This is a genomic window from Mycobacterium sp. 852002-51613_SCH5001154 (assembly GCF_001667425.1).
In the GTDB taxonomy this organism is placed as follows: Bacteria; Actinomycetota; Actinomycetes; order Mycobacteriales; family Mycobacteriaceae; genus Mycobacterium.
Genome location: NZ_LZII01000070.1, coordinates 19183 through 29903 on the forward strand (window position 1 = coordinate 19183; position 10721 = coordinate 29903).

The 10721-nt window shown below is 67.6% G+C and carries 8 protein-coding genes and 1 other RNA gene; 5 read left to right on the forward strand and 4 right to left on the reverse strand.

Features of this window, described 5'->3' with window-relative positions; translation table 11 throughout:
• Positions 1-45 precede the first annotated feature (45 nt).
• Positions 46-756: a 2OG-Fe(II) oxygenase gene (locus A5750_RS19135; RefSeq protein ID WP_067264950.1), complete on the reverse strand. Its 711-nt coding sequence runs from the start codon at positions 754-756 to the stop codon at positions 46-48.
• Between the two features lie 100 nt (positions 757-856).
• On the opposite strand from A5750_RS19135, the gene rnpB reads away from it, so the two are divergent.
• An RNA gene (rnpB, locus tag A5750_RS19140) (RNase P RNA component class A) lies at positions 857-1257 on the forward strand.
• 6 nt (positions 1258-1263) lie between these two features.
• On the opposite strand, the gene A5750_RS19145 is transcribed toward rnpB, so the two are convergent.
• From A5750_RS19145 to panB, 3 genes are all read right to left on the reverse strand, one after another.
• Entirely contained in the window at positions 1264-2796 is a 1533-nt protein-coding gene (locus A5750_RS19145; RefSeq protein WP_067264952.1) for a CYTH and CHAD domain-containing protein, read from the reverse strand.
• Positions 2797-2926: 130 nt separating this feature from the next.
• Positions 2927-4114, reverse strand: coding sequence for a 1,4-beta-xylanase (locus A5750_RS19150; RefSeq protein ID WP_082948293.1), 1188 nt, complete (start codon positions 4112-4114; stop codon positions 2927-2929).
• Between the two features lie 154 nt (positions 4115-4268).
• On the reverse strand, positions 4269-5114 hold the full coding sequence (panB, locus tag A5750_RS19155) for a 3-methyl-2-oxobutanoate hydroxymethyltransferase (RefSeq protein WP_066951816.1): 846 nt from the start codon (positions 5112-5114) through the stop codon (positions 4269-4271).
• Positions 5115-5245: 131 nt separating this feature from the next.
• Between panB and A5750_RS19160 the strand changes: the two genes are divergently transcribed.
• The 4 genes from A5750_RS19160 to A5750_RS19175 all read left to right on the forward strand — a co-directional run.
• Entirely contained in the window at positions 5246-6640 is a 1395-nt protein-coding gene (locus tag A5750_RS19160; protein ID WP_067264955.1) for a wax ester/triacylglycerol synthase family O-acyltransferase, read from the forward strand.
• Between the two features lie 56 nt (positions 6641-6696).
• Complete coding sequence (locus A5750_RS19165; protein ID WP_066951698.1) at positions 6697-8253, forward strand: alpha/beta hydrolase; 1557 nt, start codon at positions 6697-6699, stop codon at positions 8251-8253.
• Positions 8254-8352: 99 nt separating this feature from the next.
• Positions 8353-9915, forward strand: coding sequence for an alpha/beta hydrolase (locus tag A5750_RS19170; protein WP_156659404.1), 1563 nt, complete (start codon positions 8353-8355; stop codon positions 9913-9915).
• A gap of 91 nt (positions 9916-10006) precedes the next feature.
• Positions 10007-10721: glutamine synthetase family protein (locus tag A5750_RS19175; protein ID WP_197505467.1), on the forward strand; the 715-nt coding region annotated here is incomplete at its 3' end.

Sequence of the window (10721 nt, forward strand, 5' to 3'; positions counted from 1 at the left end):
AATGGTCAATGCTAAGCGGTCGCACAATCGGTGTGCGGCGAGCTTTCAGGCCGCGTCGTGAAAGATCAGCCCCATCGCGTAACGCTCACCGGAGCGCACCACCGAAACCCCGTGCCGCACCGGTGCCGCGGACCAGCCGCGGCTGGAGGGCACCGGCCGCTCCCGCGTGGTGAACACGAATCCATGGCCCTGCGGCAATTGCGTTGCGGTGCCGCGGGACTGCGCGCGCGGCCGCTGTTCGACGAGCAGGAACTCGCCGCCGGTGTAATCGGTGTCGGGTGCGCTCAGGTTGATCACCACCTGTAGCGGAAAAACCAAGTCGCCGTAGAGGTCTCGGTGCAAGGCGTTCCAGTCGCCCGGGCCGTACCTGAGCATCAGCGCGGTGGATCGGGTCTGGCCCGCCGCGTGGCAGGTGGCCAGCCAATCGTCGAGGCTGTCCGGCCAGGGCGCATCGCGGCCCAGCCTTGCCCACCAGTCGCGGGCGATCGGCAACAGGCGGGGGTACAGCGCCTGTTTGAGCTCCTCGATCGGGTCGGGATAGGGCGCGTGGAAGTAGCGGTACTGCCCGGCGCCGAACCGCTTGGGCGCCATGTCGATGGTCGAGCGGAACAGGTCGTCGTCGCCGTAGAGCCTGCGGAGCCGGGCCGCCTCGCTGGTGGTGACCAGGCGCGGCAGCAGCGCCCCGCCGTACTCGTCGACCGCACTGGCGATGGCGTCCCAGTCGCCGGAGTCGACGCGCTTCGTCCACCGGGACATTCGCGTCCTTCCGTGTTCCTGCCTGCGAGGTCCACGATAGAGCCGAGCCGATAGTTGCTGGCCCCGGCATCACGAAGGTAGTACCGTGAATCGTCGCGGACGAGTTGGCCGGGCGGCCGCGGACCGTCGCAAGGCGGTTCGAGGAAAGTCCGGACTTCACAGAGCAGGGTGATTGCTAACGGCAATCCGAGGTGACTCGCGGGACAGTGCCACAGAAAACAGACCGCCACCCTCGCGGTGGTAAGGGTGAAACGGTGCGGTAAGAGCGCACCAGCATCCCGGGTGACCGGGGTGGCTAGGCAAACCCCACCCGAAGCAAGGCCAAGAAGGCCGCACCGAAAGGTGCGGCCGCGCAGGCGTCCAAGGGTTGCTCGCCCGAGCCTGCGGGTAGGCCGCTCGAGGCACCCGGCGACGGTGTGCCCAGATGGATGGTCGCCGCTGTGCGTCTCCGGCTGCCGGAGGTGCGCAGAACAGAATCCGGCTTACAGGCCAACTCGTCCGCCCCGCTCAGTGCCGGGCCTTGCGCACCGCCTTGGCGAGTTTGCGCAGCGCGTCGTCGAGCTGCTGTTCGCACCGCTCGGCCAAGTCGGCCTCCTGCTGGTACAGCAGGCCGTAGGTGAAGGTGTCCTCGCCGGCGGTGTGCGCGGCTTCGGATTCGTGTCGCAGGTGTTCGCGGCTGACCACGCTGTCCTGGTGGTCACCGAGCAGCGACTGGACGGCCTTCGACTGCTCGGAAACCTTGTCCTCGCCGGTGGCCGCCGCGGTGTAGCGAAGTCGCTTGGCCCGCTTGCGGATCCGGTGCACTGCCTCGTCGCGCTGATGCTGGTCGTCCGGGTGGTCCCGGTAAACCTGGGCGGCGGCCTTGGCGGCCTTGCGGACCTTCTTGTAGGCGGCGTCGATGGTGACCGGCGCGTGTTCCTCGTCCGAGGCGCTGCCCGGCGGTTGGACCGCTATCGCGTCGAGGGCGTCGAGCAGGCGGAAATAGCGCTGCGAACGCATGGCCATCAAGGACCGGCGCAGCCCGGTCTGGTAACGGCGCTGGGCGCCCCCGACCAGCCGCTCGTGCACCGGCCCGCGCACCAAATCCGGTGTCAGCCTGTCCAATTGACGCTCGTAACGTTCCGCGAGGACCTCGGCGTCGCGCGCGATGCCGAGGATGCCGGCCAGCTCGCGCAGCTCGTCGAGAACCCAGCCGTCGTCGGGCAATCCGAACGATTCCTGGTAGTCGCGCAGCAGGCTGCGCAGCTTGCGGGTGGTGACACGCATCTGGTGGATGGAATCGAAGGCATCGGCCCGCACGGCGCGATCCCACACCAACAGTTCGCGAATCTGCTCGGCCACCGCGCGCTGCAAAGGGTGCTCGGCGGGCTGCGCGCTGTCAGGCTGTGGCGTGGTGCCGAGTACGCGTGCCAACTTGGAGGCATGACCGGCGGGTGCGGCGCCGGCGTCGAGCAGCCGATTACCCAAGCGGTTCAACAGCTCGGTGTCCGGGGCCCCGTTCTTCTCGGCAAGTTCGAGCTCCCATTCGCGCCACTCCTGCTGCGTGGGCTCCAGGTCGGCGTCCTCGGACGTACGGGCCGACCACGCGGTGACGTGGTCATTGCTGAATTCCGCCAGCGGCGCGCCGTCGGCGGAGTACAACACCTGGCTTTCGCGTTGCGTGGTGATCCGCGCGACCGGTACGAGGGGGCTGTCGCGAACGATCGCCAGCACGACGTCCACCAACTCCTCCGGCACGGTGTCGGTGTCCGACGCGTCCAGCGGCACCCGGACCTCGGTGCGGGCCTCGGGACCGGTCGGCAGCTTGAGATGCCACCCGGCATCCGAGCCGCCCGTACGGCGGCGCAAGGTGATCTTGTTGCGGGCGAGGTCTTGTGCCGGGGTGTCGAAGTACGTCGCGTCCAATGTCTGGGTCGGTGGCTTGTCGACGTGCGCCACGGCGGCGATGCCTTCGAACGAAGGTGACACGGTGGATTCGCCAACGTCGAACTTGCGCTCCACCTCTCGATGGCGCGAAGCTTGCGGCGCTTTTGCAGGCATGTTCGGCTCCGTTGCGGCGCGTCGCCGCGGCCTTGAACGTCGTGGACGGTGGTGCTGGGCTCTCATAGCCTGCCATACCGCGGTGACGCGGATGGCGGCGATGGCCCGCGGGTTGTTGCCCGCCTCGGCGCTACGGCGGTGGCGGCGGGGGATCTTCGCGGAGATGCATCGCTAGGCCGCCCACCTCGCGGATCGTCTGAATCTCGGGATCGCGGAACGGCCGCCCGTCGGGCGCGAGCAGGTCGTGAAACCATTCAGCCGGCATAGCTGGGTTGGGGTGTTCCCATGAGTCCCAGGGGAAGAAGGTCTGCGTTTTCCCGGCGACCAGGCCCCAGTTGAATGCGCCGACGTTGTAGCGCTTCGCGATGGGCAGCACACCCTGGACCGTGCTGCCCAAGGGCCGGGCCATGTATTCGGTGCACAGGATCGGTCGCCCCATGGGTGTGAGCTCGGCGATCCGGCTCTCGAACTTCGCGGGCGGGTCATAGGAATGGAAGGTGATCACGTCGGAGTTGTCCAGCTGAATGCCGCTGATCGCGCTGCGGCGGCCGGGGTCCGCCCACTCGCCGTCCCAGACGGCGCTCGTCAGCGGTTGGCATGGATCGACCGAACGGGCCCAGCCGAACACCTGCGGCAGCAGGTCGGCGACCAGATCCAGCTTGTCGGGCCGCTCGACCGAGCGGTAGTACTTCGACGGATTGTCGGGTTCGTTCCACAGATCCCAGCCCAAAACGCGCTCGTCGGTGCGGAACTGAGCCAGCACCCCGGTGACGTAGTCGCGCAGCGTCGGGATGTAGGTATGCTCCCCGAGGCGTTGCGCGCCCGGGCTCTGCACCCAGCCCGAATTGTGCACGCCGGGCGTCGGCGCGCGCTGCGGACCGGATTGGGGGTGAGGATCCCAACAGGAGTCGAACAAGACGAACAGCGGCTTGATGTCGTGGCGCGCCGCGATGTCGACGAACTGGGCGAGGCGGACTTGGAACTCCCGAGGGCCCTGCTCCCACAGCAGATCGTGCAGGAAGACGCGCACGGCGTTGAGCCCGCTGGCGCGGGCCCAGCCCAGTTCGGTGTCGATCCGCCGGGGATCGAACGTATCGGCCTGAAACATCTCCAGCTGGTTGATGGCGTTCGAGGTGATGTAGTTCACCCCAACCGGCCATTGCTGCGTCTGATACCACCGGTTGGCGCGCTCGGGCGACCAGCGGCTTGCCTGCGGCGAGGTGCCAGGCGCGGGTTCCGCGGCCGCGCGAGGTGCTCGGGTCAGTGCAGCCCCTCCTGCCAGTAGCAGCGGAAGCTTGAGCACCGTTCGACGGTGCACGAAGTCACCGCAAATTCCCCGGTCGATGTGTTCACCCTTGCTCTCGGAGTAGAGAATTTGTCCAAGAGCAATCGTACCCGCCTGCCACACAAGGATTTTCGGTAATTGACAGGATCGGGGGGTTGCGGTGGGCGGAAACCCCTGGTGGCGTCCGTCAGAAGCAGTGCTCGTCGGCCGGGAAGGCTCCCTCGGCCACTTCTTGCGCATATTGCGTTGCGGCCCGGCGCAATTCCCCGCCGATGTCGGCGAACCGCTTGACGAAGCGGGCGGCCTTGCCGCTGCTGACGCCGGCCATGTCCTGCCACACCAGGACCTGGCCGTCGCAGTTCGGGCCGGCTCCGATGCCGATGGTCGGGATGGTCAGCTTGCCGGTGATCTGGGTGGCCAGGTCGGCCGGCACCATCTCCATGACGACGGAGAAGGCCCCGGCTTCGGCGACGGCGATCGCGTCGGCGACGGTCTGTTCCGCGGCGTCGCCGCGGCCCTGGACACGGAAGCCGCCCAAGCTGTTCACGCTCTGCGGCGTGAACCCGATGTGCGCCATCACGGGGATGCCGGCCGCGGTCAGGCAGGCGATCTGCTCGGCGACCCGCTCGCCACCCTCAAGCTTGACGGCGTGTGCGCCGCCCTCCTTCATGAATCGGGTGGCCGACGTCAGGGCCGCGGCCGGCCCCGCCTCGTAGCTGCCGAACGGCAGGTCCGCGACGACCAGTGCGTGGCGGGCGCCCCGCACGACCCCGCGCACCAGCGGGATCATCTCGTCGATCGAGACGGGCACCGTGGTGTCGTAGCCGTACACGACGTTGGCGGCCGAGTCGCCGACCAGCAGGACCGGAATGCCCGCCTCGTCGAAAATGCGGGCGGTCGAATAGTCATAGGCCGTGAGCATGGCCCACTTGTGCCCTTCGGCCTTCATCTTCTGCAGGTGGTGCGTGCGAATTTTGGTGAGCGGCTGCGCGTGCTCGGACGTGCCTGCACCGTAAACGTTTTGCTCAGACATCATTGTCCCTATAGGTGGTCGGTTCGATCCTCGTGGCCGGATAAGGTCCCCGGGTTCGTCTGACGGTGCCATTCTGCCATTTCTTCTGCGCGGTTGCACCGCCACTGTGATGTGAGACATACCATGCTCGGATGCAGCGGCTCAGCGGACTCGACGCCAGCTTCCTCTACCTGGAGACCTCGTCGCAGCCCATGCACGTGTGCTCGATCATGGAGTTGGACACCTCGACGATGCCCGGCGGCTACACCTTCGACCGGCTGCGCGACGCGTTGTCACTGCGCATCAAAGCGATCCCGGAGTTCCGCGAGAAGCTGGCCGACAACCTGCTGAATCTCGATCATCCGGTCTGGGTGGACGACGAGAACTTCGAGCTCGACCGTCATCTGCACCGGATCGCGCTACCCGCGCCGGGTGGCCGCGCCGAGCTCGCCGAGATCTGCGGGCATATCGCGGAGTCGCCGTTGGACCGGCGCCGGCCGCTGTGGGAGATGTGGGTTGTCGAGGGCGTGGCGGGCACCGATTGCCATCGTGACGGGAGGCTGGCGGTGATGACCAAGGTGCATCACGCCGGAGTCGACGGCGTGACCGGCGCCAACCTGATGTCACAGCTTTGCGGCACCGAGCCCGACGCCCCGCCCCCGGACCCGGCCCGCGGGGTGGGCGGGGCCAGTGGGTGGCACATCGCCGCGGGCGGGCTCGTCCGATTCGCCGCCCGGCCGCTGCAGCTGGCCAATGTGGTGCCCGACACCGTCTCCTCGGTGGTCGCCACGCTGCGGCGGGCGCGCGAGGGCCAAGCGATGGCGCGACCGTTCGCCGCGCCGGCCACCGCATTCAACGCCCGGATCACGGACCGCCGAAACATCGCGTACGCCGAATTGAATCTCGACGACATCAAAGCGGTTAAGAATCGATTCGACGGCGTCAAAGTCAACGACGTGGTGATGGCATTGGTGTCCGCTGTGCTGCGCCAATACCTGGCCGACCGAAACGCTTTGCCGGACTCGCCGTTGGTGGCGTCGGTGCCGGTTTCCGTGCACGGAAAATCCGACCGGCCCGGCCGCAACCAGGTGTCGGCGATGTTCTCCAGCCTGCATACCGAAATCGCGGATCCGGTGGAGCGCCTGAAGGTCATCGCCCATGCGAATTCGGTTGCCAAGGAACACAGTTCCGCCATCGGCGCGTCGCTGTTACAGGATTGGACACAGTTCGCCGCGCCGGCGGTTTTCGGTATCGCGATGCGGCTCTATGCCAGGACGCGGTTCACCGACACCATGCCGGTGCACAACCTGGTGGTGTCCAATGTGCCGGGTCCGCAGGTGCCGCTGTACATGCTGGGCTGCGAGGTCAAGGCGATGTATCCGCTGGGGCCGATCTTCCACGGGTCGGGACTCAACATCACCGCGATGTCGCTGCGGGGCAAGTTGGACGTCGGGCTGCTCTCATGCCCCGATCTGTTGCCGGACTTGTGGGAGATGGCCGACGAGTTCGCGGTGGCGATGGAGGAGTTGCTCGCGGCCACCCGATAGCCGGCGGTGGTGCCGCTCATGAGGATCTCAGGTTTCCTCTGGCAGCATATGTTGGCATGGGTCTGTCTCGCCGCGACAAGATTGCGCGCACGCTGCTGGTTTCGACAACGGTCGCGGCCGTGGCGCTCCTTCTCGCAGGCTGCGTGCGCGTCGTCGGCGGCCGCGCCCTGCTGGCGGAGCCGAAGCTCGGACAGGCGGTGGAGTGGACACCCTGTCGGACGGCGAACCCGAAGGTCAAGATTCCCGCCGGAGCGCTGTGCGGCAAGCTGGCGGTGCCCGTCGACTACGACCACCTCGACGGTGACGTGGCGACGCTGGCGATGATTCGCTTCCCCGCCACCGGGGACAAGATCGGCTCGCTGGTGATCAACCCCGGCGGTCCCGGCGAGTCAGGTATGGAGGCCGCGCTGGGTGTCGTTCAGTCGCTGCCGAAACGCGTCCGCGAACGGTTCGATCTGGTGGGCTTCGACCCCCGTGGAGTGGGGTCGTCGCGGCCGTCCATCTGGTGCAATTCCGACGCCGACAACGACCGGCTGCGCACGGAGCCGAACGTCGACTACAGCCCGGCCGGCGTGGCCCACATCGAGGACGAAACCAAGGACTTCGTCGGCCGCTGCGTCGGCAAGATGGGCAAGAACTTTCTGGCCAACGTCGGCACGGTCAACGTGGCCAGAGACCTGGACGCGATCCGCGCGGCGCTGGGCGACGACAAGCTGACCTACCTCGGCTACTCCTACGGCACCCGGATCGGCTCCGCCTACGCCGAGGCCTACCCCGACAAAGTGCGGGCGATGATCCTCGACGGCGCCGTCGACCCCAACGCCGACCCCATCGAAGCAGACCTGCGTCAGGCCAAGGGTTTTCAGGACGCGTTCAACGACTTCGCCACCGATTGCGCGAAGCAATCCAGCTGCCCGCTGGGGACCGACCCGGCCAAGGCCGTCGACGTCTACCACAGCCTGGTCGACCCGTTGGTCGACCCCAACAACCCGATGGTCGGCAGGCCCGTCCCCACCAACGACCCGCGCGGACTGAGCTATAGCGACGCCATCGTCGGCACGATCATGGCGCTGTACTCGCCGACGTTGTGGCACCACCTGACCGACGGACTGGGCGAACTGGTCAACCACCGCGGCGACACCCTGCTCGCCCTTGCCGACATGTACATGCGTCGCGACGCGCACGGTCACTACACCAACGCCACCGACGCGCGGGTGGCGATCAACTGCGTCGACCAGCCGCCAATCACCGACCGCGCCAAGGTGATTGACGAGGACCGTCGCTCGCGGGAGATCGCGCCGTTCATGAGCTACGGCACTTTTACCGGTGACGCCCCGCTGGGCACCTGCGCGTTCTGGCCGGTGCCGCCGACGAGCAAGCCGCACACCATCTCCGCGCCCGGCCTGGCGCCGACCGTGGTGGTGTCGACCACCCATGATCCGGCGACCCCTTACAAGGCCGGCGTCGACCTGGCCAACCAGCTGCGCAGTTCGCTGCTGACCTACGACGGAACCCAGCACACGGTGGTGTTCCAGGGCGACGGTTGCGTCGACAACTACGTCACGGCGTATCTGGTCGGCGGCGCCACGCCGCCCAGCGGCGCGAAGTGCTAGTGCGCGTGGAGGTCTGACGCGCCCGCACGCTCGGACGGCCGCCAGACGAGACCAAGGCGTAACCGTTTCGCGCCACTTCGGGTACCCGGGGCTGACACGATGACTGCCATGTCGCGCCTGAGATCATTGAGCTCGGCGCTGCTGTCATTCGGGCTGTTGGTCGGGCAATCGGCGGTGGGACTGCCGGTGGCCGGCGCCACCCCGGAACCCGGTGCGGGGCAGACCCCCGCCCCGAAGCCGGCGGTCGCGACGCCGCAGCCGTGGGGGAGTTGCGGTCAATTCGCCACGGATACAAGCGAACTCCCCACCGCGCAATGCACCACCGTCGCCGTCCCGGTCGACTACGACAACCCGGGAGCCGGCCAAGCGAACCTGGCGGTGATCCGGGTGCCGGCGACCGGCCAACGGATCGGCGCGCTGCTGGTCAACCCGGGCGGTCCCGGCGGGTCCGCCGTGGACATGGTGACCGCAATGGCCCCGGATCTGGAGGGCACGCCGATCAGGCAGCACTTCGACCTGGTCGGCTTCGACCCGCGGGGAGTGGGCCACTCGACCCCGGCGCTGCGCTGCCGCTCGGACGCCGAGTTCGACGCCTACCGGCGCGAGCCGCTGGTCGACTACAGCCAGGCCGGCGTGGCCCACATCGAACAGCTCTATCAGCAGTTGGCCCAGCAGTGCGCTTCCCGGATGGGAAACGGGTTCCTGGCCAACGTCGGCACCGCGTCCGTGGCGCGCGACATGGACATGGTCCGTCAGGCGCTCGGCGATGATCAGATCAGCTACCTCGGTTACAGCTACGGCACCGAGTTGGGCACGGCCTACCTGGAGAAGTTCGGTGCCCACGTCCGGACGATGGTGCTCGACGGCGCGATCGACCCGACCGTCGGACCGGTCGACGAAAACGTTCAGCAGATGGCGGGATTCCAAACCGCTTTCAACGACTACGCCGCCGACTGCGCCCGCTCGGCGGGCTGCCCGTTGGGCACCGACCCCACCCAATTCATCAACCGTTACCACGCGCTGGTCGACCCGTTGGTCGCCAAGCCAGGCCGCACGTCGGACCCGCGCGGCCTGAGCTACGCCGACGCCACCACCGGCACCATCAACGCGCTTTACACCCCGGCGCACTGGAAGTACCTGACCAGCGGCCTGCTCGGGCTGCAGCGCGGCACCGACGCGGGCGACCTGTTGCTGCTCGCCGACGACTACGAGGGCCGGGACCGCAGCGGGCACTACACCAACGATCAGGACGCCTTCAACGCGATCCGGTGCGTCGACGCGCCCACCCCGCGGGATTCGGCGAGCTGGGTTTCCGCCGATCAGCGCATCCGCCAGGCCGCCCCCTTCCTCAGCTACGGGCCGTTCACCGGCAACGCGCCTCGCGATCTGTGCGCGCTGTGGCCGGTCCCGGCGACATCGACGCCGCACGCCGCGTCGCCCGCGGCGTCGGGCAAGGTCGTCGTGGTCTCCACCACGCACGACCCGGCCACCCCATATCAGGCCGGGGTGAACCTGGCGCGCCAGTTGGGCGGCCCGTTGATCACCTACGACGGCACGCAGCACACCGCGGTGTTCAACGGCGATCAGTGTGTGGACGCAGCGGTCACGCGTTATCTCGTCGCGGGCACGTTGCCGCCCGCGTCCTACCGCTGCAAGTCGTGACCGCACTGAGCAGCCTGTTTGCAATGTTCGCAATTGTTGTGATCGCGCGTCGGTAACACAGAATTAACAGCTGTTGCCTACTGTTTCGGTTATGGATCGCCAGAAGGAATTCGTCCTCCGCACCCTGGAGGAACGGGATATCCGCTTTGTTCGGCTGTGGTTCACCGATGTGCTCGGTTTCCTCAAGTCGGTTGCCATCGCCCCGGCCGAACTCGAAGGCGCCTTCGAGGAGGGGATCGGCTTCGACGGCTCCTCGATCGAGGGCTTCTCGCGGGTCTCCGAATCCGACACCGTGGCCAATCCGGACCCGTCGACCTTCCAGGTGCTGCCGTGGGCTTCCGGCGGCCACCACCACTCGGCGCGGATGTTCTGCGACATCACCATGCCGGACGGCTCGCCGTCCTGGGCCGACCCGCGGCACGTGCTGCGCCGCCAGCTACAGAAGGCCAACGACCTCGGATTCTCCTGCTACGTCCACCCCGAGATCGAGTTCTTCCTGCTCAAGCCGGGCCCGGACGACGGGTCGGTGCCCGTCCCGGTCGACAACGCCGGCTACTTCGACCAGGCGGTGCACGACTCCGCCTCGAACTTCCGCCGCCACGCGATCGAGTCGCTGGAATTCATGGGCATCTCGGTGGAGTTCAGCCACCACGAAGGCGCGCCCGGCCAGCAGGAGATCGACCTGCGATTCGCCGACGCGCTGTCGATGGCCGACAACGTGATGACGTTCCGCTACGTCATCAAGGAGGTCGCGATCGAGAACGGCGCCCGGGCGTCCTTCATGCCCAAGCCGTTCGGGCAGCACC

What these genes read in the sequence shown, in the direction of transcription:
- A5750_RS19135 (WP_067264950.1), bottom strand. Translation starts at nt 756, where the DNA reads ATGTCCCGGTGGACGAAGCGCGTCGACTCCGGCGACTGGGACGCCATC.
- A5750_RS19145 (WP_067264952.1), bottom strand. Translation starts at nt 2,796, where the DNA reads ATGCCTGCAAAAGCGCCGCAAGCTTCGCGCCATCGAGAGGTGGAGCGC.
- panB (WP_066951816.1), bottom strand. Translation starts at nt 5,114, where the DNA reads ATGTCTGAGCAAAACGTTTACGGTGCAGGCACGTCCGAGCACGCGCAG.
- A5750_RS19160 (WP_067264955.1), top strand. Translation starts at nt 5,246, where the DNA reads ATGCAGCGGCTCAGCGGACTCGACGCCAGCTTCCTCTACCTGGAGACC.
- A5750_RS19165 (WP_066951698.1), top strand. Translation starts at nt 6,697, where the DNA reads ATGGGTCTGTCTCGCCGCGACAAGATTGCGCGCACGCTGCTGGTTTCG.
- A5750_RS19170 (WP_156659404.1), top strand. Translation starts at nt 8,353, where the DNA reads ATGACTGCCATGTCGCGCCTGAGATCATTGAGCTCGGCGCTGCTGTCA.